The following is a 25,602-nucleotide window of genomic DNA, read 5'->3' on the forward strand; positions in this document are numbered from 1 at the left end:
CCCTGTTCCCCACTTCCGCCATGCTTCGCCTTCCCGCTTCCGTGCTACACGCGCTGCTGCTCTTTGCCGGCCTTATCGGGCTGGGCGCGGTGCTCTTCGTGCTCGACTGGTACACGCTGGCCCGGCCGGGGCTGGTGGCGGGGCTCCTGCTGCTCGTCACGGCCGGCAAGCTGTGGTACTGCGGCCGGGCCGTGCTGGGCTGGATCCGGCGCACGGTGGATTCGACCGAGCACCTGCACCACCTGACCACCTTCATGGCCCTGACGGTGCTGCTCATCATCACCTCCTACGCCCTCGATTACTACTGCCTGCACCGCATCTACCCCGGGGCATTCCGGCTGCCCTTCGGCGAGCGGGACCCGCTGGGCCAGCTGCTCACTTTCTTCTACCTGAGCGCGGGCACCTTCACCACCGCCGGCAGCAACGAGGTGTACCCCACCACCCTGCTCGGGCAGTGCTACGTGACCAGCGAAATGCTCATCGGCTATGCCACCACGGTGCTGGTGGTGGCCAACCTGGCCCACCTGCGCCACCTGTTCCGCGCGGCGTACCGGCGCGGGCGGCAGCAACGGGCCGCGGTCGGCCCGGCCGGACAGTTCTTCTGATTACCCTTTCAAGGTTTGGTGAGAGAAAAGCCCGTCGTGTTTCACGGCGGGTTTTCTGCCAAACCAGGCCTTCATTCCGCCTACATCCCAGCCTCACCATCTTCTACCCTATGCCCCGCCTCCCCGCCTCCTAAACCAGCCCGTTCGCCTCCGCTGCCGCCTGCCCGATTTGGGCGGGCGGCTTCGTGGCGTTTAGTGCTCCTGCCTTCAGCGTTTTTCCTCACCACCTCTTTTCCCGACCGGCTCATGCCGGCGCATCCCGATGAATAAATTCATTCAGGGCATCATTTCCTTTTCGCTGAAGAACCGCTTCTTCGTGTTCTTCCTCACGGCCCTGCTGGTGGCCGGCGGCATCTTCAGCTACCTGCACACGCCCATCGAGGCGTTTCCCGACGTCACCAACACCCAGATTATCATCGTGAGCCAGTGGCCGGGCCGCTCGGCGCAGGAAGTGGAGCGGTTCGTGTCGGTGCCCATCGAGGTGGCCATGAACTCGGTGCAGAAGAAGTCCAACATGCGCTCCATCAGCATGTTCGGGCTGTCGGTCATCAAAATCAACTTCGACGACGACGTGGAGGACTTCTTCGCCCGGCAGCAGGTCAACAACCTGCTGGCCGGCGTGAACTTCCCCGAGGGCTGCGAAAACCACGTGCAGCCGCCCTACGGCCCCACCGGCGAGATTTTCCGCTACACCGTGCAGAGCAAGGCCGGCCGCAACACCAACGATTTGCTGGCCATCCAGGACTGGACGGTGGAGCGGGCCCTGAAATCGGTGCCGGGCGTGGCCGACATTGCAGCCTTCGGCGGCACCAAGAAAATCTACGAAATCAGCGTCGACCCGGCCCAGCTGCAGAAGTATAACCTCACCCCCGCCGACGTGTATGAGGCCGTGCAGAAAAGCAACCTCAACGTGGGCGGCGACGTGATTGAGAAGAACGGGCAGGCCTACGTGGTGCGCGGCATCGGCCTGCTCAACAAGCCCGACGACATCGGCAACATCATCGTCGACGAGGTCAACAACACGCCCATTCTGGTGCGCAACGTGGCCCGGGTGGCCGAAAGCCACGCCCCGCGCGTGGGCCAGGCCGGCCTCGACGGCAACGACGACGTGGTGGAGGGTATCGTGATTATGCGCAAGGGCGAAAACCCGGCCGAGGTGCTGGGGCGCGTCAAGGCCAAAATCGAGGAGCTAAACACCAAGGTGCTGCCCGCCGACGTGAAGCTGGTGACCTTCTACGACCGGGACCGGCTCATGGAATTCTGCACCCACACCGTGATTCACAACCTGGTGGAGGGCATTCTGCTGGTCACGCTCATCGTGTTCCTGTTCATGGCCGACTGGCGCACCACGCTCATCGTGAGCATCATCATCCCGCTCTCGTTGCTCTTTGCCTTCATCTGCCTGCGGCTGAAAGGCATGTCGGCCAACCTGCTGAGCATGGGCGCCATCGACTTCGGCATCATCATCGACGGGGCCGTGGTGATGGTGGAGGGTCTGTTCGTGGTGCTCGACCACAAGGCCCATCAGGTGGGCATGCCCACCTACAACAAGCTGGCGAAGCTGGGCCTCATCAAGAAGACTGGCAAGGAGTTGGGCAAGGCCATCTTCTTCTCCAAGCTCATCATCCTGACCTGCCTGCTGCCCATTTTCGCCTTCGAGAAGGTGGAAGGCAAGATGTTCAGCCCCCTGGCCTGGACCCTGGGCTTTGCCCTGCTCGGCGCCCTCATCCTGACCCTGACCTTCGTGCCGGTCATGGCCTCCATCCTGCTCAACCGGAACGTGCGGGAAAAGAACAACCCCATCGTCAACTTCTTCGACCGCATCGTCACCCGCGGCTTTGCCTTCACCTACGCCCACCGCCGCCTGAGTCTGCTGGTGAGCTTTGCCATCATGGCCGTGGCCCTGTACTCGTTTAAGTTCCTGGGCTCGGAGTTTCTGCCCGAGCTGAACGAGGGCGCCCTGTGGGTGGAAGCCAAGCTGCCCATGTCGTCGTCCCTCACCGAGACGACCCGGAAAGTGGCCGAGTTTCGCAAGATTCTGGGCTCCTTCCCCGAAGTCAACGGGGTGCTGAGCCAGACCGGCCGCTCCAACGACGGCACCGACCCCTCGGGCATGTACTACGTGCAGTGCCAGGTAAACCTGAAGCCCAAAGAGGAATGGACGCGCAAGATTTCCAAGGAGCAGCTCATCGACCAGATGGACCAGAAGCTGCGCCAGTACCCCGGCGTCATCTATAACTACTCCCAGCCCATCATCGACAACGTGGCCGAGGCCGTGGCCGGCATCAACGCCTCGCTGGCCGTCAAAATCTTCGGCAACGACCTGGAAACCATCGACCAGAAAGCTGACTCGGTGGCCGCCATCCTCAAGGGCGTGCGCGGCGTGAAGGACCTGGGCATCATGCGCAACCTGGGCCAGCCCGAAATGAGCGTGCTGCTCGATGAAGGCCGCATGGCCGTCTACGGCGTGCGCACCGCCGACGCGCAGACGGTGGTGGAAATGGCCATCGGCGGCAAAGCAGCCACCCAGCTCTTCGAGGGCGAGCGGAAGTTCGACGTGCGCATCCGCTACCCCGAGCAGTACCGCTCGACTGAGGAGCAGATTCGGGAACTGCGGGTTCCCACCATCCACGGCGGCAAAGTAGCCCTCAAGGAAATTGCCGACGTACGCACCATCACCGGCCCGGCCTTCGTGTACCACGACAACGGGCAGCGCTTCATTGCCGTCAAATTCAGCATCCGCGACCGGGACATGGGCTCCACCATCGCCGAGGCGCAGAAGAAGGTCGACAAGCAGATTCACCTGCCCAAGGGCTACAGCATTGCCTGGGCCGGGGAGTTTGAAAACCAGGTGCGCGCCACCAAGCGTCTCACCCAGGTGGTGCCGGTGTCGCTGGTTATCATCTTCATCCTGCTCTTCATCACCTTTGGCAACGCCAAGGACGCCGGCTTGGTGCTGGTCAACGTGCCCTTCGCCCTCATCGGCGGCATCGCGGCCCTGCACCTGACGCACACCAACTTCAGCATCTCGGCCGGCATCGGCTTTATCGCCCTCTTCGGCATCTGCATTCAGAACGGGGTGATTCTCATCACCGTGTTCAAGCAGAACCTGCGCCAAAAGCTCACGCTCGACGAATCCTTGCGCCTGGGCGTGGCCTCCCGCGTGCGCCCGGTGGTGATGACCGCCCTGATGGCCATGATTGGCCTGTTTCCGGCCGCGCTGAGCACCGGCATCGGCTCCGAAACGCAAAAGCCGCTGGCCATCGTGGTGATTGGCGGGCTGGTGTCGGCCACGGTGCTGACGCTGCTGGTATTCCCGCTGGTGTTCCGCTGGGCCTACGCCTCCCTGCACCAGGATGCGCCCGCCGCCCCGGCCGAGCGGCAGCTGGCCACGGCGTAGGCAGCCCGGAAAGTTCTCCGGCCCCGCCTGTCGCGCCGGTTCGGGCGCAGGCGCGGCACCGGTTTTTCCGCCTTGCTCGTTCCTTTTTCCACCGTTCCGAACGAGTTTCCGAAAGCCCCTGACCACTGGCCAGGGGCTTTTTGCTTGAATTGCCCGCCCCCATTGCCAGGATTCGCGACCTGCAACCCGCGCCCGGCTTCCGGGGTAAACAAGCTGACAATCAAACCCTATCCGCACCATGAACCAGCACCCAAACCGCCGCCCGGACGAATTCGACGACCGGAGCCGCAACCAGCATAACCGCCACGATGAGCGCCGCCCCCACGACCGGTTCGGCGACAACTACGAGCCGCGCCGCCACGACTATTGGCGCGAAGAGCCCCGCGACGAGCAGGGCCGCTTCCGCAGCCGCTGGGACCAGCCTCACGAAGCCGATGACCGCCGCCGCCACCAGGAAGACGACGACCGCCGCCGCGGCTTCAGCCACTACGGCGACTACGCCGGTTCCGACCGGGGCCGCGGCTACGGGGCCGGCCGCCCGGAAGCCGGCCGCGCCGACTACACCCGCCGCCCAGACGATGACAGCCGCCGCCCGAGCCGCGACGCCGACAGCCGGGGCTACCACCCCGAAGGCACCTCCGGCTACCTCAGCGACCGGCGCACCGATGACCGCGACACCTCCCGCCACGCCCGGGACAATTCGGGCCGCCGGGGCTACGACGACGCCCGCAACTTGCCCTCGCGCCGCGACTTCGACCAGCGCCCCAGCCATTCCTCCGAAAGCTACCGCGACAACTTCGCCAGCCGCCCCGAGCCCCGCGACGAAGAATCGCGCCAGGATTACCGCCGCACTCCGGACCGCCGCACTCCGGACCGCCCCGAACAGCGCCGCCGCTACGACGGTAGCAACCGCGACGGCGCCCGCTCGGACTACGGCTACGGCGACGACTACAGCAGCAGCCTCTACGACCCGAACAGTCGCAACAGTGCCTTCCGCCGCCCCGAGGACAACCGTAATGCGCCGCGCGACCAGGCTGAGCGGCGCGGCCGGGACAGCCGCCGCGGCTGGAGCGACACGCCCGACCTGGGCAACCAGCGCCGCCGCTAAGCCCGGTAGGTCACCGGATCCGTAACAAAGCGGCCCGTAGCAACCTGCGTTGTTACGGGCCGCTTTGTGACCGGTCATAGCCGGCGGCGTCGGCGGCTTGCTGGCCGGACGGTCATGCGGTGCTGACAATTATCAGCACCCGACTCATCCGTTTCGGAACCAAGCGGTTGTATCTTATATCCATCGGCAACTCCAAACTCCCAATACCCATGGAATCGATGAACGACCAGCAGGCCCGCGCCTATGTGGCCCAGTGGCTGAGCACCCACCCCGACCGCCTGCACAACCGCCGCCACGACCCCATGCAGCTGCGCAACTGGGAAGACGCCGCCGTGCTGCGGCTGCGCAACGGCATTGCCGAAGACGCCGAGTTCATCCTGCGGCGCTTCGCCACCAAGACGGAAACGCACTCGATGGAGTAGCGCCCGCCCGGAAGCAGTGGCCCCTGAGCGGGCCGTTGCTTACGGCTGCTTTTTGTCTTCGTAGTTCTGGAAGGTGTAGAGGAAGCCCAGCGACAACGCCTGGCTGGCCTGCACGTGCGCGTCCTGGTCCCGGTCGTAGAGGCCGATACCGGTCACGGCCACGTTGATGTAGCGGTTGACCTTGGCCGTTACGGCCAGTTCCAGGCGGTGGTCGATGCTGCGCCAGCGCAGTTCCTGGTAGTTGGCAAATAGCAGGTAGCGCGCCTTCAGGTTCACGTTCTGCATGATGTCCTTGTCGAACTCGGCCAGCACCTGCGCGGCCAGCCACTCGCGGCGCACCTCGCGCGGAGGCCGCACGCCGTAGGGCTCGGCGCCCACGGAAGTCAGAAAGCGCTCCGGCCGGTTGACGAAGGTGAAGCGCGGCGCGAAGGGCGAGAGGCGCAGCTTGAAGAAGGTAGCCGGGTGGTACTCGAAGCCGTAGGCGGCCGTGAGGAAGGCCGGCGCAAACCACGACGACACCAGCCGCGCCTGCTCGTTGCCGTTGGCGTCCTTGCCGTACTCGTAGCCGCGGGCAAACTGCGAGAGCAGGTTCAGGGAGAGAAACATGTCCCAGTCGCCGCTGATGCCGTAGCCGTACTTGGTGTCGAGGAACAGGCGGTCCTGGTTTTTGCGGTAGCCCTGGCCCTTGTTCTGGGCAAAGGCGAAGAGCAGGTCGGCCTGGTTGTCCCAGCTGTACCGGTCGCGGCGGTAGTTGGCCTGCGCGTTCAGCAGCCCGTTCAGGCCCAGGAAGCTCACGCCCCCACCCTTCCAGTTGTCCGACAGCAGGGCTTCGCTGATATTCAGCGCGCCCTTGAACTTGGTTTTCCAGAGCGAAATGGAATCGGCCGCCGCGGCGGGGCTCTGGGCGCGGGCCGCCGAACAACTCAGCGTCAGCCCCAGCAGGAGGTAAAAGTGCTTCATAGCGCAAAAAAGTACGGGAGGTGTCGTTGCGGACGGCTGACGAAATCGGGCAGCCAAGGTTGTATTTTATTTCATATTCTTTGAAAAGAACAATTTAAATCCAACTGATTGACTTGATTTTAAAGTTATTCCTTCCCGGCAGACAATTATTGAACGACAAACAGGCTCATGCGTGTCGATAGGATATGCGTACGACCATCCTGCTGACCGGCGCCCTATTTGCGGCTGCCACCGGCCGCACCCTGGCCCAGTCCCCCGCCATCGACCCGACGTACAACGAAGACGCGCCCTTTGTGCGCAACATCCGGCCCGACCGACCCGGCCAGACCGTGACGACCAGCATGCTGCGCCCTGGCCAGTTTCAGGTGGAGCTGGGCACGCAGCGGCAGCTGCCGGCCGGCGGCCAGGCCCGCACCCTCTCCACGGGGCTGCTACGCGTGGGCTTCTTCAATCACATGGAGCTGCGCCTCACCCAGGGCTACCAGCACGCCGGCCCGCGCGTGCTCGGCTCCGATGCCGCCGTGGTGGCGGCTGGCCTCGCCCCGCTCACCGTGGGCGCCAAGTGGCTGGCTTCCACCAACCAGGACGCCCGCTCGCAGGTGGTATTCCTCACCGAGCTGACGCTGCCCAAAACCGGCGACCAGACCCTGCACCTGGCCAAGCCGCTGGCCTCGGCCCGGGCCCTGGTGTCGCAGCAGATCGGGCAGCGCTTCGGCATTGAAACCAACCTGGGCTTCAGCCAGAGCGGTTTTCGGGCGGCCGATACCAAGCAGGGGCAGTTTCTCTACACGCTGGCGCTGAACGGGCCGCTGGTGGGTAAGTTTGGCTTCTTCACCGAAGCCTACGGTTTTGGCCGGCAGAGCTTTACCAATGGCGGCACCGTGGGCCTGAACTGGCGCCCCCTGCCCGGTCTGCGCCTCGATATCGGTGCGGGTCAGGCCTTTACGGGCCAGCGCGGGGCCGTGGTCAGCGGCGGGCTGAGCGTGCGGCTGCCGCATTAGGTAGCACAGGCGGGCGCGGCTGGTTGCGCGGCTCACATGTTCGTGTGATTGTGAGCAGAATGCAGACGACCTAGTTTTGTCACATTCAAACCACGCTCCATCCAACACAAAATGCCGTCCACGCTCTTCCGCTTCCTGCTGCTCTTCGCCCTGCTCCTGCTCGGTTACGCTTCCGCCCACGCCCAGACGCCCGCGGAACGCCCCAACACATCCGTCACCGGCTTTGGCGACCCGGAGCCCATGGACCCGCGCTACGCCCAGGCCTCGGAGCTGACCGAGCTGAAAACGCAGCTGCAGAACCTGCTGCAGGCCTACGACCAGCTGGTGACGCGCTACAACGCCCAGAATGTCCAACTCCAGCAGCTGGAGCGGCAACAGGCCATCAGCCCCGCTAACCGTTCCCGCGCCCAACGCATGCAGCCCCTAGCCTCGGGTAGCTACTAACCGTCCCGCGCATTTCCGCATCCGCGCCCCCGCGGCCCCTCTTCGAGCGGGCGGCGGGGGCGCTGGCATTGGCGGCCGCCCCAGCAAATAAGCCGATCAAGCCCAGTTACTTGCTGCGGGGCGCCCAACTCCGCCAGCTCCGCCGCGTTAAGGAAAGCCGATTGACGCACCCACTCCTGCTCGTCCTGCTATGATTCCTGCTTATTTCCGCCTTCTGGCCGCCGGCCTGCTGCTTTCCGCCTGCCAGACGGCCGGGCCCGCCGCCCAGACCGGCGCCTCCCCCACCACCCCGCCCGCGCCCCTGCGCAATACCCGCTGGGTGCTCCGCCAGCTCGGCTCCGAGGCCGTAACCGTGCCCGCCGAGGGCCGCGAAGCTGATTTGCTGCTGCGCACCGAGGACACCCGCGTGCAGGGCAACGCCGGCTGCAACCGGTTTTCGGGCACCTACGAGCAGCCTACGCCCGAGCAGGTGCGCTTCAGCAAGCTGCTGTCCACCAAAATGGCCTGCCCCGCCCTCGACACCGAAACGCGCTTTATGGGCGCCCTCGGCCAGATCAGCTACTTCCGCATCGTCGGCGACACGCTGCGGCTCTACGCCGGGCCGCCCGCCGAAACCGCGCCCCTGCTGCGGCTCGAAGCCGTGTACACCCGCTAACGACGAAGGCCGCCGCCCACATCGGAGCGGCGGCCTTGCCGTCAATTGCTTGTCGTCAGCAGCGGGTTATTTCGCCGGGTCGGCCGCGCGCAGCAGCTCCACCGCGTCCTGCTCGGTTTTCACCGTGCGCTTGGTCTGGCCCAGGGCGGCCAGGGCCGGGGCGGCGCCGGCAATGGATTTCTGGTTGAGCTTCACTTCCACGACCGAGCCGTCGGGGCGGCGCAGGTAGTATTCGGTACGGTCCACCAGCTCGTCGAAGCGGCGGTCGGCGGCGTAGCCGCCCTGGTAGTTGGCCTTCACCATCAGCTTGCGGGGCAGCTTGAGCAGCGCGTAGCCGCTGGCGCCCTGGTACAGCACTTCCACGAAGGCGGTGCGCTTTTCCGCGTCGGGCGCCTCGGCAAAGGGCAGAAAGCGGCGCTCGGCCTGACCGGGCAACACGGGCAGCAGGCTGAATTCCTTCATGCGGTTGGCATCGAGCCACACCGAGTCCTTTTTGTTGGCGTAGGGCTGCACCACCAGCACCCGGCGGTACACGTCGTAGCGCGCGGGGGCGCCGGCCAGCTCGCGCTTGTCGGCCAGCGTTACCTTGGCCATCGACCAGCCTTTGCTCAGGTAGGGCGTGCCTACGAGGCCCTCGTAGCGGTGGTCGAAGGTGTTGTAGGCCTGGAATTCCCCGGGCGCGATGTTGGTCTTGTTGTAATTGGCGGGCTGAGCGGCGCCGTTCGTGGTTTGCTGGGCTACGGCGGGCGTGACACCCAGGGCGAAACCCAGCAGCAGGAGTTGGCTCAGACGAGGCTGAAACGTGGTATTCATCGACTGTAGAGAAAGGATAAACCGACGCAACTTAGCCAATATTCTGCCAAAAAGCACCGGCCGGTCGGCCGGAACGAGTCCGCGCTGACCGGCCGGTGCTACCCGCTGCGCCGCTTTAGTTAAGCGTCAGCACCAGGTCGTCGGCATTTACCAGGGTGCCTTCGCTCAGGTTCACGGCCTGCACCAACGCGTCGGCCGGGGCGGTGATGGTGGTTTCCATCTTCATGGCCTCGATGATGAATAGCGGGGTGTTGCGCTTGACCTTCTGCCCGTTTGCCACCAGCACCTTCGAGAGCAGCCCCTGCAGCGGCGCCCCGATCTGTCCGGTCTTGCTCTTGTCGGCCTTGGGGTTCGACACGGTCTTGACTTCCACCGACTTGTCGCGGATTTCCAGGTTGCGCGTCTGCCCGTTCAGGGTGAAGAAGATGGTGCGGCAGCCGTCGTCGTTGACCTGACCGATGGACTGCAGGCGCACGATGATGCTCTTGCCGCGGGCAATGTCGATGATGGTTTCCTCGCCAGGTCGCAGCCCGTAGAAGAACACCCGCGTGGGCACCACCGACACGTCGCCGTACTGCTGCAGGTGCGACCAGTACTGCTCGAACACCTTGGGGTACAGCAGCCAGGACAATAGATCGGTAAAGCGCGCGCCCGGGCCGAATTTCTCCTGAAACTTCGGCCACTCCCGCTCGAAATCGATGGGCTGCAGGTGCTCGTTGGGACGGTCCTTGAAGGGCTTCTCGTCCTTGAGAATCAGCTTCTGCAGCTTCTTTGGCCAGCCGCCCTCGGGCTGCCCGATGTCGCCGCGGAACAGCTCGCGCACCGACTCCGGGAAGTCGATGCCGTCCCCCTTGGTCAGCACGTCCTCGGTCGTGAGGTTGTTCGACACCAGAAACAGGGCCATGTCGCCGACCACTTTCGAGGACGGCGTCACCTTCACGATGTCGCCGAACAGCTGGTTGACCTCGGCGAAGGTCTTCTTAATCAGCTCGAACTTGTCCAGGAGGCCCAGCGCGGCGGCTTGGGGGCGCAGGTTGGAGTACTGCCCGCCGGGAATTTCGTGCTGGAACACCTCCGAGGTGCCCGCCTTCAGCCCCGACTCGAAGGGGTAGTAATAGTCGCGGACCGTTTCGAAGTAGTTGCTGAACTCGTTCAGGCTCAGCTGGTCGAACTCGCGGTGCCGGGGCGTGCCACGCAGCATTTCCACCACCGAGTTGAAGTTGGGCTGCGAGGTCAGGCCCGACAAGGAGCCCAGCGCCACGTCGATAACGTCGACGCCCGCTTCCACGGCCTTCAGGTAGGTGGCGGCCTGCAACGACGAGGTGTCGTGGGTGTGCAGGTGAATGGGCAGCTTCACCGTGGCGCGCAGGGCCATCACCAGTTCGGTGGCCGCGTAGGGCTTGAGCAGCCCGGCCATGTCCTTGATGCAGAGGATATGGGCACCCGCGTCCTCGATTTGCTTCGCGAGGCGCAGGTAGTAGTCGAGGTTGTATTTCTGGTTGCGCTTGGGGTCCAGAATGTCGCCGGTGTAGCAGATGGCCGCTTCCGCGAGGCCCTGGGTTTTGTTGCGCACGAAGCCGATGCAGGCCTCCATGCCCTTCATCCAGTTCAGCGAGTCGAAGATGCGGAACACGTCGACGCCCGTTTCCCAGGCCTGCTGCACGAAGCGTTCCGTCAGGTTGTCGGGATAGGCCTTGTAGCCCACGCCGTTGGCCCCGCGGATGAGCATCTGCAGCAGGATGTTGGGCACGGCCTCGCGCAGTTTGGCCAGCCGGTCCCAGGGGTCTTCGTGCAAAAAGCGCAGGGCCACGTCGAAGGTGGCGCCGCCCCACACTTCCATCGAGAAAGTCTGCGGGTGGCGCCGGGCGTAGCGGTCGGCCACCTTCAGCATGTCGAAGGAGCGCATGCGGGTGGCCAGCAGGCTCTGGTGCGCGTCGCGGTAAGTGGTGTCGGTGTAATGAATCAGCGGGTCCTCGCGCAGCCACTGGGCAAAGCCCTCGGGGCCGAGCTCCGTGAGCTTCTGCTTGCTGCCGGGCGGCACCGCCAGGCCCGGTTCGCTGTACGGCAGGTGGGGCTTGGGCAGCTCCTTCTTGGGGTCGACGTGGCCCTTCACGTCCGGGTTGCCGTTCACAATCAGGTCCCCCAAAAACTCCAGCAGGCGGGTGCCGCGGTCGAGCCGGACTTTGAACTTGAACAGCTCCGCGTGGTCTTTGATGAAGTCCACGTTGGCCTGCCCGCTCACGAAGACCGGGTGCTGAATGATGTTCTGCAAAAACTGGATGTTGGTGCGCACCCCGCGCACCCGGAACTCGTCCAGGGTCCGCTGCATCTTCTGCGCCGCGCCCTCCAGCGTGGGCGCGTGGGCCGACACCTTCACTAATAGGGAGTCGAAGAAGGGAGAAATTTTCACGCCCTGATACACCGAGCCCTGGTCGAGGCGGATGCCGAAGCCGCCCGCCGAGCGGTAGGCCACGATGGTGCCGTAATCGGGCTTGAAGTCGTTTTCGGGGTCTTCGGTGGTGATGCGGCACTGAATGGCGTAGCCGATTTTCAGCGGCTTGTCGCCGCCCAGGCCGATTTCGGGGTCCGAAAGGTGGCGGCCGTCGGCAATGTGCAGCTGGGTTTTGATCAGGTCGATGCCGGTAATCATCTCCGTCACCGTGTGCTCCACCTGAATGCGCGGATTCACCTCGATGAAGTAGATGCGGTCCAGCTCGGGGTTGACGAGGAATTCGACGGTGCCCACGTTGTTGTAGCCCACCGCCCGGCCCAGGCGCAGCGAGTACTCATACAACAGGTGGCGCATGTGGTCGGGCAGGTTCAGCGACGGGGCCACTTCCACCACTTTCTGGTAGCGGCGCTGCACCGAGCAGTCCCGCTCGTAGAGATGCATGATGTTGCCGTGGTTGTCGGCCACCAGCTGCACCTCGATGTGCTTGGGCCGCTCCACGAACTTCTCCAGAAACACCGTGTCGTCGCCGAAAGCTTTGAGGGCTTCGTTGCGGGCCTCGAAAAAGCCTTTTTCCAGCTGCTCGTCGTCGCGGATGACGCGCATGCCGCGCCCGCCGCCGCCCGAGGCCGCCTTCAGCATCACCGGGTAGCCAATGCGCTGCGCTTCCTGCCGGGCTATTTCAAATGAGGTCAGGTCCTGCTGGCTGCTTTCGATGATGGGCACCTGGCAGCGCACAGCCACTTCCTTGGCCTTCACTTTGTCGCCGAGGGCTTCCATCACCTCCGGGCGGGGACCCACGAAGGTGATGCCCTCCTCGCCGCAGCGCCGGGCAAACGTGGCGTTTTCGGAGAGGAAGCCGTAGCCGGGGTGAATCGCGTCGACGCCGTTGGCCTTGGCCACCCGCAGAATTTCCTCGATGTCGAGGTAGGGCTTGAGCGGGTCCTCGTCGCGGCCGATCTGGTACGCCTCATCAGCTTTGTAGCGGTGCAGCGAGTAGCGGTCCTCGTAGGTGTACATGGCCACCGTCTGGATGCCCAGCTCGGTGGCCGCGCGCAGCACGCGAATCGCAATTTCGCCGCGGTTGGCGACGAGCAGCTTGCGGATGTTCATGAAAGTGAGGTTGTGGGGTTGGGGAACGTGGGGAGGGGATGCGCCGAAGCTACGCAAAAGCCACTGCTTTCGCCGGAGATATAGTCGGCATGCCGAGTATTTTTGCGCCGTTAATTTATACTCCTCCAGCAAGAGGTTCTTGACTAAAAGATAGTTAGTTAGACCGGGATATTTCTACGTCTGACCGGTTGCCCGCAGCTGCTGTCTGAGCGTTACCGCCGATTTCTGCCCTGGGGCGGCTTTCGGGCAAACCTTCGGGCTCCGGCCGGGTTCATGCCTCGTTCCGCAACCACTCCCACCACATGGATTTCACCGGCAAAACCATTCTCATCGTCGGTGCCTCGTCGGGCATCGGCCTGGCCACCGCCCAACGGCTGCACGCCGCCGGCGCCACCCTGATTACGGCTTCGCGTCACCAATCGGCCGAGCTGGCTGCGCTGGCTACCCAGCACCTAGCGCTGGACGTAACGCAGTTCGACGCGGCGGCGCTGGACGCGCTGCCCGACGTGCTGCACGGGGTGGTGTACTGCCCGGGCTCCATCTTGCTGCGGCCGTTTGAGCGGCTGGGGCCGGAGCAGTTCCGGCAGGATTTCGAGCTGAACGTGGTGGGTGCGGTGCAGGTGCTGCAGGCCGTCATCAAGCGGCTGAAAAAGGCCGGTGGGGCTTCCGTTGTGCTGTTTAGCACGGTGGCGGCCTACAACGGCATGCCTTTTCACGCCAGCATTGCCGCCGCCAAGGCCGCCCTCGAAGGCCTGACTCGCTCCCTGGCCGCCGAGTACGCCAGCAGCGGGGTGCGCGTCAATGCCCTGGCGCCTTCGCTCACCGATACGCCCCTGGCCGCCGCGCTGCTCAACACGCCCGAAAAGCAGGAAGCCGGCGCCAAACGGCACCCGCTGCAGCGCGTGGGCCAGCCACAAGATCTAGCTGAAACCGCTGCCTTTCTGCTCTCCGACGCGGCCAGCTTCATCACCGGGCAGATTATCCGGGTCGATGGAGGTTACTCCACCCTGAAATAGGGGCAAGACGTTGGGAGGGTAAGAGTTCGGGAGTTATTGCTCCGACAACTCACAAACTCCCACCGTTCTTAACTCCTAAACTCCTATCCTGATCTATGCCCATAGCCCTGTTCTGGCACCGGCGCGACCTGCGCCTGCACGACAACGCGGGCCTGACGGCCGCCCTGCAGAGTGGCCTGCCCGTCGTGCCCCTTTTCATTTACGACACCGACATTCTCGACCACGTTCCGCGCCCCCGGGATGCGCGCGTCACGTTCATTCATGATCAGGTGGAGCGGCTGGCGGAGCAGACCGCCACGGCCGGGGGCACGTTTTTGGCCTACTACGGCCGGCCGGCAGAGGTTTTTCGGCAGCTGTTCGAGCAGCTGGACGTGGCGGCGGTGTATACCAACGCCGATTACGAGCCCTACGCCACCGCCCGCGACGCCGCCGTGGCGCAGCTGTGCCGGCAGCGCGGCATCGGCTTCGAGGCCCGGAAAGACCAGGTGATTTTTCACCGGCGCGAGGTGCTGACCAAGAGCGGCACCCCGCACCGCAGCTTCGGCCCCTACCGCGACGCCTGGCTGGCGGCCCTGCGCCCCGAGATGCTGCAGCCATACCCTTCCGCCGAGTTGTTGGGCGGCCGACTGCACTTCCTGCCCACCGCCCCGCCGCGGCCGACGCTGCCCTCGATGGGTTTTGAGCGGTACGAGCAGTTCGTACCCGCCGCGGAGCTGCCGGCCGAGCAGCTGGTGCGCCACTACCACGCCACCCGCGACCAGCTGCACCTCGTCGACAGCAGCACGCGGCGCTCGGTGCACTTGCGCTTCGGCACACTGAGCGTGCGGGAGCTGATGCGGCAGGCGCAGGAGCTGAACCCCAAGCTGCTGGCCGAGCTGATCTGGCGCGACTATTTCATGATGCTGCTCTGGCACTACCCGCAGCTGCCCGAGCAGAGCTTCGAGCCGCGGCTACGCGGGGTGCCGTTTCGCCACGCCGAGGCGGACTTTCAACGCTGGTGCGAGGGCCAGACCGGCTACCCTCTCATCGATGCGGGCATGCGGGAGCTGAACCAGACCGGCTACCTGCCCAACCGGGCGCGCATTGCGGCGGCCAGCTTCCTGGTCAAGCACCTGCTCATCGACTGGCGCTGGGGCGAGCGGTACTTCGGCGACAAGCTACTCGACTACGACCTGGCCCTGAACGTGGGCAACTGGCAGTGGGTGGCCGGCACCGGCGTGGTGGCCGCGCCCTGGTTTCGGGTGTTCAGCCCCGACTCGCAGCTGCAGAAATTCGACCCCACGCATGAGTATGTACGCCGCTGGGTGCCCGAACTCGGCACGCCCGCCTACCCCGCGCCCATGGTGGAGCACAAATGGGCCCGGCAGCGGGCCATTGATACCTACCGGGCGGCTTACCAGACCGCGGCTGGCGGCTGAGGTGCTGCCTTAGCCAAAAATCCCGGGCCCAACTGCCAAATGGTAGTTGGGCCCGGGATTTTAAAGTCGATGCCAGTGGTTACTTCTGCAGCACCTTAATGCTCAGGCGGCGGTTCATGGCCCGGCCTTCCTCACTGGTATTCTGCGCAATGGCGTAGCGCGGGCCGTAGCCGCGAGCATCCATGCGGCTGGCACCCACGCCCATTTCGACCAGCACGGCCCAGGCGGCCTGGGCGCGGGCTTCGCTGAGCAGGCGGTTTACCTTGTAGGTGCCGGTGCTGTCGGTGTAGCCCCCGATTTTGATGCGCACCTTGGGGTAGGCGCGCATGATCTGGGCAATGTGGCCGAGCTGCACCTTGGAGTCGGGCGTGAGGGTGGCTTTGCCGGGCTCGAAAAACACCCGGTCGAAGTTCAGCCAGCCCTTGGTCAGGTCCACCGTATCGACCTGCGCGGCCGGGTCGGTGAGGAAGCGGTGGAGCAGGCTTTCGGTCGACATCTGCCCCACCCCGGTCAGCTGGCTGCCGCCGGCCAGCTTCAGGGTGACGGGGGTGCCGGTTTCGTAGATGTAGTTGCCGGTTTTGGCGTCGTAGTGGCCGCTGGTGACGGGCTTAACCACGGGCGCGGGTTTGCGCGGCGTATAGGCGTACTGCGGCTTGTAGCGGTAGGTGCGCGGCGGCTCGTTGGCAGCGGCGGGGGCAGGAGCAGCCGCCGAAGCGGTGATGGTAGCAGGATTGGGGGACGTTGCGGGGGGTGCAGCGGTGGTGGGCGCCGATGTTTCGTCCGGGCGCGGCACCTGCTTGATGTAGGTGGGCGGGGCGGCGGCCACGGTGGGCCGGGTGCCCGGCCGGCTCAGGGTGAAGGAAAGCCTGGTCGGCTTATCAGTGGTCAGAAACACGTTGTCGGCCATGCGCGACTGAAAGCCGGGCTGGGTGACCTGCACCACGTAAGGTCCGCCGACGGTCAGCCCGCTGAGCGCAAATTGCCCGCTGCCATCGGTGGTAGTGGCTTTTTTGGCCCCGGATGGCACGTGTACTACCGTTACCAGGGCTTTGCTTAGCACCTGATGATCAGCCGACTGCACACTGCCGGCTATGGAGCTATTGACGTTTTGAGCCTGCACCGCCGATGCAGTGAGCAGCAGGCCACCCCAGCAAAGCAGTGGACGCAGGGTATGGGCATGTATCATTAGACAAATGACATAAAATACGCTTATCCAAAAATAGTATTGTTGCACATAACAACAACTATGTTCAATAAAATATTATTTAAATACATTACTGTTAATGACTTTGATTTCTCCCAACTATTCGGCCAATCAGGCGGTTATTGTTCCGCTATGGAAAAGGACCGCATCAAGCAGGCTTACCTCGACTACGTGCTCCGGCACAACCAGCCGCCGGCCTCGGTGTACCAGCTCACGCAGCAGCTGGACTTGCCCGAAACTGAGTTTTACCGCTTCTACCCCACCTTCGCGGCCATCGACCGGGAGCTGTGGGCGGATTTCGGGCGCGACGCCCGCAACCGGGCCGCGCAGGAGCCGGTGTGGGCCGAGTACGGGGCCCGCGAAAAGCTACTGGCGTTTTACTTCACGCTGCTCGAAATCCTGAAGCAAAACCGCAGCTACGCGCTGCAGTCCCTGCACCGCTCGATGCCGTCGGTGCCCGGCTTCACGCCCCGGGTGCTCGACGACTTCCGCCAGGACTTTGAAACTTTCGTGGCCGACTTGCTGCGCGAAGGCCGGCTGAGCGAGGAAGTGGCCAGCCGCCCGCTGGTGCAGGAGCAGTACCCGCGCGCCTTCTGGCAGCAGGTGCTGTTCGTGCTCGGCTTCTTCGCCAAAGACGAGTCGCTGAACTTCGAGCGCACCGACGCGGCCGTGGAAAAAGCCGTGACGCTGAGCTTCGACCTGGTGGGCCGCAACACCTTCGACTCAGCCCTGGATTTGGCGCGCTTCCTCATCCAATCGGCCCGGCGCGGATGAGCGAGCCAACCCCGAGCCCGGCGCCGTCGGAACCCGAAAACCAGCCCCAGGCCTCGCTGCCGACCACCAAAGTGGCCCGGGCGGCGCGCTTCGCCAAGACCGGCCTGAAGGTGGGCGCCAACTACGTGAAGCACTACGCCAAGCGGGCCGCCGGGGCCGAAGTCAGCCCCGAAGACCTGCACGCGGCCAACGCGGCGGAGCTGTACGGCGCTCTGAGCGAGATGAAAGGCTCGGTGCTGAAGGTGGCGCAGATGCTGGCCATGGAAAAGAACATTCTGCCGGCGGCCTACGCCGAGCAGTTTGCCCAGGCCCAGTACCAGACGCCGCCGCTGTCGGGCCCACTGGTGGTCAAGGCCTTCCGCGACGCGTTCGGTCAGTCGCCCTACGAGCTGTTCGACGCCTTCGAGCCCCAGGCCCGGCAGGCGGCCAGCATCGGGCAGGTGCATTTTGCCCGCAAGGATGGCCGCGCCCTGGCCGTGAAGGTGCAGTACCCGGGCGTGGCCGACAGCATCCGCTCCGACATCCGGCTGGTGAAACCCATTGCTCTGCGCGTGCTGGGCCTGGACGAAGCCACCGTGCGGCCTTACCTGCAGGAGGTGGAAACGCGGCTCATGGAGGAAACCGACTACGCCCTGGAGCTGCGCCGCGGCCAGCACATTGCCGCCCAGTGCGCCCACCTGCTCCACCTGGAGTTTCCCCGGTACTACCCGGAGCTGTCGGGCGCCCGCATCCTGACGATGGACTGGCTCGGCGGCCAGCACCTGCGCGAGTTTCTGGCCACCGAGCCCAGCCAGCAGGTGCGCAACCAGCTCGGGCAGGCGCTCTGGGACTTCTACATGCACCAGCTGCACACGCTGCGGCAGGTGCACGCCGATCCGCACCCGGGCAACTTCCTGCTGCGCGCCGACGCGGGCGGCACCGTGGGCGTGCTCGATTTCGGCTGCGTCAAGGAAATTCCAGCCGAAGTACACCGCCTGTTCACCGCCCTGCTCGCCCCCGAAACCCTGGAGGACGAAAGCCGCCTCGCGGCCCTGCTGGAGGAAGCCGGTGTGCTGCGCCCCCACGATGCGCCCGCCCTGCGCCAGCTCTACCTGCGCACCCTGCACGACTCGCTGGCGCTGGTGGGCCGCCCGTTCCGCCAGCCTACCTTTGACTTCGGCGACCCGGGCTTTATGCAGGCCCTCTACGCCCTCGGCGACGACCTGATGCAGCAGCCCGAGCTGCGCCAGCAGCGGGAGCCGCGCGGCTCGGAGCACTTCATCTACCTGAACCGCACCTACGTGGGCCTGTACGCGCTGCTGACGGAACTGAAAGCCCGCGTGCGCACGGGTGACGCCAGCGACACGGCGGAATAGTCCTGACCGAAGGCGGGCTCCGCTGTTCGGTTTTAAGTTCAGCAGTGACGCCGTGGGTGGCCTCAGGGCCCGGCGCCGCAACCTATTGCCCCGGATTTCGATTCAAGGCACCAAGCCCACTTCTCAGCCTTCTTATTCCATGAAGCATTTCTTTTTTTCATTGCTGGCCTTGCTGGCCTCCACGGCCGCCTTCGCCCAGAAGGCCGCGCCCTCCTGCTGCGCCAAACCCGCCCCTGACGCCTTGGTGGCCTTTGCCAGCCTGGCCGCCGACCCCGCATTCATGAGCGGGCACGACTCGCCCCTGCCGCTGGATTACCAGGAAGCCGGCAAGCTCGTCACCTATCCCACGCCCGACAGCAGCACGGCTCACGCCTATCAGGTAGGCCCGGGCACTAAGGACGGCAAGTACCTGCTGGTCATCCATGAGTGGTGGGGCCTGAACGACTACATCAAGCGCGAGGCCGACCGGCTGGCCGCTTCGCTGCCCGGCGTGACGGTGCTGGCCGTGGACCTCTACGACGGCAAGCTGGCCACCACCGCCGACGAAGCCAGCCGCTTGGTGCAGGCCGTGGATAACAACCGCGCCAAAAACATCCTGCGCGGCGCCCTTACCCGCGCCGGGGCCAAAGCGCAGGTAGCCACGCTGGGCTGGTGCTTCGGCGGGGGCTGGTCGTTGCAGGCGGCGCTGCTGGCCGGCAAGCAGGCGGTGGGCTGCGTGATGTACTACGGTATGCCGGAAAAGGACGTGGCCAAGCTCAAAACCCTCAACACCGACGTGCTGGGGCTATTTGCCACCCAGGATCAGGGCATCAGCCCGGCCGTGGTGAAGCAGTTTCAGGCCGATATGAAGAAGGCCAGCAAGCAGCTCACGGTGCATAACTTCGACGCCGTGCACGCCTTTGCCAACCCCTCGAACCCCAAATACGACGCCAAGGCGGCCACTCAGGCCAATACCATTGCCCTGAACTACCTGCTGAAAAAGTTCAAGCTGAAGGCATAATCCCCGGTTTCAGAGGCCGTTACAAGCCGCCGGCGCCCTCGGGTGTCGGCGGCTTTTGCATGCTGCTTATTCCATAGCACACCGCAGGATCAGCTTGGTCGACTTCGTGCCCGTCCGGGCCGACTGATGAGGGGGGACTGGTATACCGCCGCCGTCATTGGGCTAAAATCCCTGATTTGGCCGGTTGTTTCCCTGCTTACTCCTATTACATTCGCTCAGACTATTGCCGCTAGTCGTGTCGCCGCTGGCTGTCAGGCCCGTGGTGACTTAAATCAAGATTTTTCCATTTCATTTTCTCGCATTATGACCACATTTACCCGACTACGTCGTTTGCTCGGCGCCGGGCTGTTGGCAGCGTTGCTGGGCAGCGCTGCGGTGGCCCAGCAAACCGGCCCAGCCCGCAATTGGAATCCGGCCGATACCAACCCCAACTATTCCCAACACAAGCAGCAACAGGCCAGCCCGCCCACAGCGCCCGTGCGGCGCAGTAGTCCAGCGGCTGCTTTGCCCAACGGGCCGGTTGTGGCCCGCCCGGCCTGCTTCGAGCCGTTTGACACCACGGCGACGGGCGGCTGGTCGCAGGTGGTGCGCGACGACGACAACTCCTTTGGGCCGGTGGCGCTGGGCTGGGACTTTTCGCTGTTCGGCGCGCGGTACAACAACGTGTATATCAATACCAACGGCAACATCACCTTCGACTCGCCGCTGAGCACGTTTAACGCGGCGGGCTTCCCCATCGCCACACCGATGGTAGCCGCTTTCTGGGCCGACGTGGACACCCGCAACCCAGCCAGCGGCTCGGTCTGGTACAAGGTATTCCCCGACCGGCTGGTGGTAGTCTGGAACAAGGTGGGCTATTTCAATAGCCAAGCCGACAAAAAGAACACCTTCCAGCTCGTTATCAAGGCCAATACCGCCCCCGGCTTCACCGGCAACGACGTGCTCATCTCCTACGATGACATGCAGTGGACAACGGGCAGCGCCTCGCAGGGCTCTTTTGGCTTCGGTGGCATTCCGGCCACCGTGGGGGCCAACCGCGGCAACAACGTCGACTACATTCAGACCGGCCGCTTCAACCTGAACAGCAACCAAGCTCCCAACCAGCCCAACGTGGGCGACCCGGGCGGCATTAACTGGCTGGATCAGCAGTGCCTGGGCTACCAGGTGCGCGGCTCGAGCACCGGCAGCAGCAACATTCCGCCCGCCGTGGCCGGCCTGCCCGCCGGCAATACCATCACCGTAAACCAGGGGCAAACCGTTACGGTGCCGTTGCAGTTTTCGGGTCCTGAAACCAACCAAACTGTCGACGTGAGCACGGCCCTGCGCGGCCTCTGCAATGCCTCGGCTACCACCACCGGCAACGGCGGCACCAACCCCACGACCACGTTTACGGTAACCGGGAGCCCGTGCAACGTGGGCACCAACGTAGTCAGCTTCATCGCCCTCGACAACGGCCTGCCGGCACCGGCGCAAACCACGTTCGATCTGACCGTTGTTGTGAACCCGCCCGTGACCAACGGCACCTGGACCGGCGCGGTGAGCACCGACTGGGCCACGGCCGGCAACTGGACCAACAACGTGCTGCCCACCGGCACCACCGACGTGGTAATTCCGGCGGGCGTGCCGCGCATGCCGCTGCTCAGCAGCAGCGCGGCCGCGGCGGGCCTCACGGTGGCCAGCGGCGCTTCGCTCAGCATCGGCAGCGGCGGCACCCTCACCCTGAACGGCAACCTGACCAACAACGGCACGCTCAGCGGCGCGGGCACCCTGCTCACGGGTGGCAGCTCGGCCCAGAGCGTGGGCGGCAGCAGCGGCCTGAGCCTGGCCAACGTAACCGTGGGCGCGGCCGGCCTGCAGCTGAATGCCCCGCTGGCCGTGGCCCGACTGCTCACGCTCAACGGCAACCTGGCTTCGGGCGGCAACCTGACGCTGCTCTCGTCGGCAACGGGCACGGCCATGGTCATCAATAACGGGACGGCGGCCGTGAGCGGCCCGGCCACCGTGCAGCGCTACATCGATGGCGGCCTCAACCCGGGCCTGGGCTACCGCCACTTCGCAGCGCCCGTCAGCAATACCACCGTGGCCGATCTGACCACCGCCAGCTTTACGCCGCGCGTCAATGCGGCTTACAACACGGCCGCCAACCCGGGCAGCGTTACGCCCTTCCCCACGGTATTCTCCTACGACCAGAGCCGCGTCAGCACCGGCGCCGGCGGGGCCGTGGCCGATTTTGACAAAGGCTGGGTGTCGCCGGGCAGCACGACGGATGCCCTGACGCCGGGCCGGGGCTACACCGTGAACCTGGCCGCCGGGCAGACGGTGGATTTCGTGGGCACGCTCGGTAACGGCAGCGTGCCGCTCACCGGCCTCACGCGCGGAGCATCGGCCCAGTCGGGCTGGTACCTGCTAGGCAACCCCTACCCGGCCCCCATCAACTGGACCCAGGCCTACCTCGGCGCCACCGGCCTCGACAATGCCGTGCACGTGTACAAGTCGAGCGGCCAGTATGCCGGCTCCTACGCCAGCTTTGTCAACGGCGTGGGCGTCAACGGCGGCTCCAACATCATTCCGCTGGGCCAGGCTTTCTTCGTGCGCACCTCCTCAGCCGCTACGCCCGGCAGCCTGAACCTGAGCAACGCCGCCCGCCTGAGCTCTTATACTGATGCCGCTCTGCAGCGCACCACGGCCGAAACCCGCCCGCTGCTGCGCCTGAGCCTGAGCGGCCTGGGCGTCAGCGACGAGGTAGCCGTGTACTTCGAGGCCGGCGCCACGGCGGGTTTCGATACCGCCTTTGACGCGCCCAAGCTGACGGCCGGCCACAACGTGCTGCTGGGCCTCGACACGCCCGGCGCGCTGCTGGCCATCAACGGCCTGCCGACGCTGGGCACTGCTCCCGTCACGGTTCCGGTGCTCGTGCGCGTAGCCCGGACCAGCACCTACACCCTGCGCGCCGACGAGCTGCTGAACCTGCCCGCCGGCACCACCGTGCAGCTGCGCGACCTGCTCACCGGCACCCTCACGCCGCTGACGCCGCAGGCTACGTACTCGTTCACGGCCGATGCCTCGCTCAGCACGCCCCGCTTCGAGCTGATTTTCAATGCCAGCCGCGTTACGGCGGCTACTCCCGCCGCCCTCAACGCCCAGGTATCGGTGTACCCGAACCCGGCGCATCAGCAGCTCTGGCTGAGCCTGCCCGCCGACCAGCACGTGGCCGAGGTGGTGTTGCTCAACGCCCTGGGCCAACAGGTGATGCACCGCACGCTGCCGGCTGGCCGGGGCGCGGCGGCGCAGGCCCTGCAGCTGGGTCAGCTGGCCCGTGGCGTGTACACGCTGCGCGTAGCCCTGGCCGCCGGCACCGTCACCAAGCGCGTCGTGGTTGAGTAACCCCGCCGCTGGCATTTCTTACGCTCTTGTTCCAACTCCATCGTATGACCTTTTCAACCGCTCTTTTCCGCACCGGTCTGTGCACCGGGCTGCTCGTTCTGTTTGTTCACGCCGCCCAGGCGCAAGATCCGGGCTCAGGCGGCCCCACGCCCGGCGCCCCCGAACCCACCGCCGTGCCCATCGACGGTGGGGCCTCGCTGCTGCTGGCCGGCGGCGCGCTCTACGCTCTCAAGCGTCTGCGCAAACGCTGATTCGCTCCTGCCTCACCGCAGTTATCCGCTACGCGAAAAAGGCCCGCTCCGAAATCCGGAGCGGGCCTTTTTCGTGTCAACCCGTTTCACGAGTGTGCGGCACAAGCTTATGCCTGGAACCCGTTAGGGCTGCACGCGCGAGGCGGCTACCTGCGGCGCAGGAGCCAGCACCGGCGCCGCAGGGGTGGCCGTCAGGCGCACCACCAGCTCGGCCGTGACGTCGGCCAGCTCGGCCCAGGCGGGCAGCACGAAGTACTGCTGCTGAAACCCGTCGCGCACGATGGGCGTGGCCAGCGCGGTGCTGACTTCGAGCGGCTGCCGGGGCGCTTCGGCGGCCAGGCAGTGGTGCAGCTCGGCCGCCGAGGAGAGCAGGCCGGCGCCGTACACGCGCAGCGCCTCGCCTTCTTGCACGAGACCAAACTCGGCGGTGTGCCAGAACAGGCGCACCAGCTGCTGCGCGGCCTGCGCGTCGTGCAGGTGGTGGCGGGCTATCTGGCCAAAGTGCGCCAGCCAGGCGGCCCACTCGGGGTCGGTGAGCAGCGGCAGGTGGCCGAAGGCGTCGTGGAAGAGGTCGGGCCCGGCGAGGTAGTCGAAGAACTGCATGGAGCGCACCCAGTGCGTGACGGGGTACTTCCGCTCGGCCAGCAAACCCAGGAACGTCTGGTCGTCGACGCGGCCGGGGGCGGGCACCACTTCCCAGCCGCTGAGGCGGTGCAGGCGCTGGCTCAGGGCGTTGAGGTCGGGGGCGGCGTCACGGCTGAGGCCGAGGCGCTGCACGCCGGCCATAAAGGGCGCCGCGGCCCGGCGGTGCAGCAGGGCGGTCTGACGGTCGAAGAGAACTTTCCACACGAGGTGGTCTTCGGCGGTGAAGAGCGGGGCTTTCATAACTGGCAAGGCAGAAAAAAAGCCCGGCCTCCGTGGTGCGGAGCCGGGCTTGGTTGATTTCAGGTCGGAAAAACGAGCTGCGGGGGCTTCATTTCCAGACAGTTTGCAACGGCACGGCTCCGGGCCCTTTCAGGGGCTGGACGTACATCGTAAAGTTGCAATTAATGGTCTGGTGCAGCATGGTGACTACAAAAGTAGCAGGATTTCAGACTTGTGCAAACCCAACTGGGTTCGAGCCAATAAATTTCACGCTGCGGTCATATTCACCGGGTGAACTGGTATTCGTTGCGCTGCAGAAAATCGGTCTGCCCGGCAAAGCGCACCTCCTTGCGGATGCGGCAGCGGCGGGCGCCGATGAGCACCGTGCGCCGGATGGTAGCCGGGCGGTTGTCGTCGCGCCCCTCGCCCACCAGCACCAGCTGCAGGGTGCTGTCGGGCCGCGCCGTGCGCTGATGCAGGCGCATGGGCAGCTCGTCCCACACCAAGCCGTGTCCGTCGGGGCGCAGGCGTAGTCGCTCGAAGCCCTTCACCAGGCCGCCTTCGGGCTCCTGGTACTGGTAGTCGAGCACCAGCTCACCAGCGCCGGCCTGCATGCCGTTGAGGCGGGTGACCAGCGTGACGGGGCGCTGGCTTTGGTAATCGAGGTAGGTAAGCGTGCCCTGCCAGTCGTAACGCAGCAGCGGGCGGAAATCGGCCAGGCGCACGGCGGGCGTATCGGCGGGCGGGGCCTGGGCCTGTACCGGAGCGGTGGCGCAGATCAGCCACAGGCCGATGACGGCCAGGGCCGGTGCGCCGAGGCCCCGCACCGCCGGCGTACGACGCGGCCGGCTCAGCAGGTAATCGAGCGAGAACCGGCCGCCGCCGAGGGCCGTCACCAGCACGAAGGCCCAGAACAGCAGCTGCTGGTAGTACATGCCGAGCACGGGCTCGGGCGTTTCGTACCAGAAGAAGGCAATGACCAGAAACTGCACCGCCAGCTGGGCGGCGGCCAGGCGCGTGGCCAGGCCCAGGGCAATGAGCAGGCCGCCCAGCAGCTCGCCCCACACGGCCAGCGCGGCCCAGAAGTAGGGCGACGGAAACGTAAAGCCCAGCCCGGCCACTTGCTGCACAAACCAGTCGGGGGTGCTGAGCTGGTCGGGGTGCCAGAGGAGCTTGGCCAGGTCGCGGGTGGTGCTGAGGTTGATGAGCTTGGACCAGCCGGCGCCGATGGCAATGGAGAGGCCCAGGTGCAGGCGGAAGAGCAGGTAGGCGGCGTCGAGGGCGCGGGGGCCGAGCGGGGCGGCGAGAAACAGGGGGCGCAACATGGCAGTGCGGGATTGGGGTGAAACAATGCCCCAAAAGAGCC

The 25,602-nt window shown here is 65.3% G+C and carries 20 protein-coding genes; 14 read left to right on the forward strand and 6 right to left on the reverse strand.

What is annotated here, in order from left to right:
• Nucleotides 1–20: 20 nt before the first annotated feature.
• From FDY95_RS02485 to FDY95_RS02500, 4 genes are all read left to right on the forward strand, one after another.
• Complete coding sequence (locus tag FDY95_RS02485; protein ID WP_138075126.1) at nt 21–605, forward strand: ion channel; 585 nt, start codon at nt 21–23, stop codon at nt 603–605.
• A 262-nt stretch (nt 606–867) separates the two neighbouring features.
• Nucleotides 868–4,005, forward strand: a complete 3,138-nt coding sequence (locus tag FDY95_RS02490; RefSeq protein ID WP_138075127.1) for an efflux RND transporter permease subunit — start codon at nt 868–870, stop codon at nt 4,003–4,005.
• 238 nt (nt 4,006–4,243) lie between these two features.
• Nucleotides 4,244–5,113 (forward strand): hypothetical protein, encoded by an 870-nt coding sequence (locus FDY95_RS02495; protein ID WP_138075128.1) that lies wholly within the window; start codon nt 4,244–4,246, stop codon nt 5,111–5,113.
• 209 nt (nt 5,114–5,322) lie between these two features.
• A complete protein-coding gene (locus FDY95_RS02500; RefSeq protein ID WP_138075129.1) occupies nt 5,323–5,535 on the forward strand; it encodes a hypothetical protein in 213 nt (70 codons plus the stop codon).
• Nucleotides 5,536–5,574: 39 nt separating this feature from the next.
• On the opposite strand, the gene FDY95_RS02505 is transcribed toward FDY95_RS02500, so the two are convergent.
• Entirely contained in the window at nt 5,575–6,495 is a 921-nt protein-coding gene (locus FDY95_RS02505; protein WP_138075130.1) for a DUF3078 domain-containing protein, read from the reverse strand.
• 185 nt (nt 6,496–6,680) lie between these two features.
• On the opposite strand from FDY95_RS02505, the gene FDY95_RS02510 reads away from it, so the two are divergent.
• From FDY95_RS02510 to FDY95_RS02520, 3 genes are all read left to right on the forward strand, one after another.
• Entirely contained in the window at nt 6,681–7,496 is an 816-nt protein-coding gene (locus FDY95_RS02510; protein WP_138075131.1) for a transporter, read from the forward strand.
• A 111-nt stretch (nt 7,497–7,607) separates the two neighbouring features.
• Entirely contained in the window at nt 7,608–7,940 is a 333-nt protein-coding gene (locus FDY95_RS02515) for a hypothetical protein (protein WP_138075132.1), read from the forward strand.
• 190 nt (nt 7,941–8,130) lie between these two features.
• Complete coding sequence (locus FDY95_RS02520) at nt 8,131–8,595, forward strand: META domain-containing protein (RefSeq protein ID WP_138075133.1); 465 nt, start codon at nt 8,131–8,133, stop codon at nt 8,593–8,595.
• 66 nt (nt 8,596–8,661) lie between these two features.
• Here FDY95_RS02520 and FDY95_RS02525 read toward each other — a convergent pair whose 3' ends face one another.
• Both FDY95_RS02525 and FDY95_RS02530 read right to left on the reverse strand, forming a co-directional pair.
• A complete protein-coding gene (locus FDY95_RS02525; RefSeq protein ID WP_138075134.1) occupies nt 8,662–9,408 on the reverse strand; it encodes a hypothetical protein in 747 nt (248 codons plus the stop codon).
• 115 nt (nt 9,409–9,523) lie between these two features.
• Complete coding sequence (locus FDY95_RS02530; protein WP_138075135.1) at nt 9,524–12,970, reverse strand: pyruvate carboxylase; 3,447 nt, start codon at nt 12,968–12,970, stop codon at nt 9,524–9,526.
• Between the two features lie 302 nt (nt 12,971–13,272).
• On the opposite strand from FDY95_RS02530, the gene FDY95_RS02535 reads away from it, so the two are divergent.
• Complete coding sequence (locus tag FDY95_RS02535) at nt 13,273–13,986, forward strand: SDR family NAD(P)-dependent oxidoreductase (RefSeq protein WP_138075136.1); 714 nt, start codon at nt 13,273–13,275, stop codon at nt 13,984–13,986.
• Nucleotides 13,987–14,081: 95 nt separating this feature from the next.
• Entirely contained in the window at nt 14,082–15,404 is a 1,323-nt protein-coding gene (locus FDY95_RS02540) for a cryptochrome/photolyase family protein (RefSeq protein ID WP_138075137.1), read from the forward strand.
• 79 nt (nt 15,405–15,483) lie between these two features.
• On the opposite strand, the gene FDY95_RS02545 is transcribed toward FDY95_RS02540, so the two are convergent.
• On the reverse strand, nt 15,484–16,590 hold the full coding sequence (locus FDY95_RS02545) for an OmpA family protein (protein ID WP_138075138.1): 1,107 nt from the start codon (nt 16,588–16,590) through the stop codon (nt 15,484–15,486).
• A 150-nt stretch (nt 16,591–16,740) separates the two neighbouring features.
• Between FDY95_RS02545 and FDY95_RS02550 the strand changes: the two genes are divergently transcribed.
• From FDY95_RS02550 to FDY95_RS02570, 5 genes are all read left to right on the forward strand, one after another.
• Complete coding sequence (locus tag FDY95_RS02550; RefSeq protein WP_138075139.1) at nt 16,741–17,382, forward strand: TetR family transcriptional regulator C-terminal domain-containing protein; 642 nt, start codon at nt 16,741–16,743, stop codon at nt 17,380–17,382.
• Nucleotides 17,379–18,737, forward strand: coding sequence for an ABC1 kinase family protein (locus tag FDY95_RS02555; protein ID WP_138075140.1), 1,359 nt, complete (start codon nt 17,379–17,381; stop codon nt 18,735–18,737). The genes FDY95_RS02550 and FDY95_RS02555 overlap by 4 nt, the downstream gene beginning before the upstream one ends.
• A 139-nt stretch (nt 18,738–18,876) precedes the next feature.
• A complete protein-coding gene (locus tag FDY95_RS02560) occupies nt 18,877–19,737 on the forward strand; it encodes a dienelactone hydrolase family protein (protein ID WP_138075141.1) in 861 nt (286 codons plus the stop codon).
• A 303-nt stretch (nt 19,738–20,040) separates the two neighbouring features.
• A complete protein-coding gene (locus tag FDY95_RS02565) occupies nt 20,041–23,121 on the forward strand; it encodes a nidogen-like domain-containing protein (protein ID WP_171025491.1) in 3,081 nt (1,026 codons plus the stop codon).
• Nucleotides 23,122–23,165: 44 nt separating this feature from the next.
• Nucleotides 23,166–23,372, forward strand: a complete 207-nt coding sequence (locus FDY95_RS02570; RefSeq protein WP_138075143.1) for a PID-CTERM protein-sorting domain-containing protein — start codon at nt 23,166–23,168, stop codon at nt 23,370–23,372.
• Between the two features lie 123 nt (nt 23,373–23,495).
• Here the strand turns inward: FDY95_RS02570 and FDY95_RS02575 are convergent, their stop codons facing one another.
• Both FDY95_RS02575 and FDY95_RS02580 read right to left on the reverse strand, forming a co-directional pair.
• Complete coding sequence (locus FDY95_RS02575) at nt 23,496–24,257, reverse strand: phenylalanine-4-hydroxylase (RefSeq protein WP_138075144.1); 762 nt, start codon at nt 24,255–24,257, stop codon at nt 23,496–23,498.
• A 263-nt stretch (nt 24,258–24,520) separates the two neighbouring features.
• On the reverse strand, nt 24,521–25,561 hold the full coding sequence (locus FDY95_RS02580; RefSeq protein WP_138075145.1) for a DoxX family protein: 1,041 nt from the start codon (nt 25,559–25,561) through the stop codon (nt 24,521–24,523).
• Between the last annotated feature and the right edge of the window lie 41 nt (nt 25,562–25,602).

The sequence above is a fragment of the Hymenobacter jeollabukensis genome (assembly GCF_005771675.1).
Lineage (GTDB): Bacteria > Bacteroidota > Bacteroidia > Cytophagales > Hymenobacteraceae > Solirubrum > Solirubrum jeollabukense.

Excerpts from the sequence above, each read along its gene's own strand:
- FDY95_RS02490 (WP_138075127.1), top strand. The coding sequence starts at position 868 with ATGAATAAATTCATTCAGGGCATCATTTCCTTTTCGCTGAAGAACCGC.
- FDY95_RS02510 (WP_138075131.1), top strand. The coding sequence starts at position 6,681 with ATGCGTACGACCATCCTGCTGACCGGCGCCCTATTTGCGGCTGCCACC.
- FDY95_RS02485 (WP_138075126.1), top strand. The coding sequence starts at position 21 with ATGCTTCGCCTTCCCGCTTCCGTGCTACACGCGCTGCTGCTCTTTGCC.
- FDY95_RS02550 (WP_138075139.1), top strand. The coding sequence starts at position 16,741 with ATGGAAAAGGACCGCATCAAGCAGGCTTACCTCGACTACGTGCTCCGG.
- FDY95_RS02560 (WP_138075141.1), top strand. The coding sequence starts at position 18,877 with ATGAAGCATTTCTTTTTTTCATTGCTGGCCTTGCTGGCCTCCACGGCC.
- FDY95_RS02535 (WP_138075136.1), top strand. The coding sequence starts at position 13,273 with ATGGATTTCACCGGCAAAACCATTCTCATCGTCGGTGCCTCGTCGGGC.
- FDY95_RS02495 (WP_138075128.1), top strand. The coding sequence starts at position 4,244 with ATGAACCAGCACCCAAACCGCCGCCCGGACGAATTCGACGACCGGAGC.
- FDY95_RS02545 (WP_138075138.1), bottom strand. The coding sequence starts at position 16,590 with ATGATACATGCCCATACCCTGCGTCCACTGCTTTGCTGGGGTGGCCTG.
- FDY95_RS02555 (WP_138075140.1), top strand. The coding sequence starts at position 17,379 with ATGAGCGAGCCAACCCCGAGCCCGGCGCCGTCGGAACCCGAAAACCAG.
- FDY95_RS02565 (WP_171025491.1), top strand. The coding sequence starts at position 20,041 with ATGACCACATTTACCCGACTACGTCGTTTGCTCGGCGCCGGGCTGTTG.
- FDY95_RS02520 (WP_138075133.1), top strand. The coding sequence starts at position 8,131 with ATGATTCCTGCTTATTTCCGCCTTCTGGCCGCCGGCCTGCTGCTTTCC.
- FDY95_RS02575 (WP_138075144.1), bottom strand. The coding sequence starts at position 24,257 with ATGAAAGCCCCGCTCTTCACCGCCGAAGACCACCTCGTGTGGAAAGTT.
- FDY95_RS02515 (WP_138075132.1), top strand. The coding sequence starts at position 7,608 with ATGCCGTCCACGCTCTTCCGCTTCCTGCTGCTCTTCGCCCTGCTCCTG.
- FDY95_RS02530 (WP_138075135.1), bottom strand. The coding sequence starts at position 12,970 with ATGAACATCCGCAAGCTGCTCGTCGCCAACCGCGGCGAAATTGCGATT.
- FDY95_RS02500 (WP_138075129.1), top strand. The coding sequence starts at position 5,323 with ATGGAATCGATGAACGACCAGCAGGCCCGCGCCTATGTGGCCCAGTGG.
- FDY95_RS02570 (WP_138075143.1), top strand. The coding sequence starts at position 23,166 with ATGACCTTTTCAACCGCTCTTTTCCGCACCGGTCTGTGCACCGGGCTG.
- FDY95_RS02505 (WP_138075130.1), bottom strand. The coding sequence starts at position 6,495 with ATGAAGCACTTTTACCTCCTGCTGGGGCTGACGCTGAGTTGTTCGGCG.
- FDY95_RS02580 (WP_138075145.1), bottom strand. The coding sequence starts at position 25,561 with ATGTTGCGCCCCCTGTTTCTCGCCGCCCCGCTCGGCCCCCGCGCCCTC.
- FDY95_RS02525 (WP_138075134.1), bottom strand. The coding sequence starts at position 9,408 with ATGAATACCACGTTTCAGCCTCGTCTGAGCCAACTCCTGCTGCTGGGT.
- FDY95_RS02540 (WP_138075137.1), top strand. The coding sequence starts at position 14,082 with ATGCCCATAGCCCTGTTCTGGCACCGGCGCGACCTGCGCCTGCACGAC.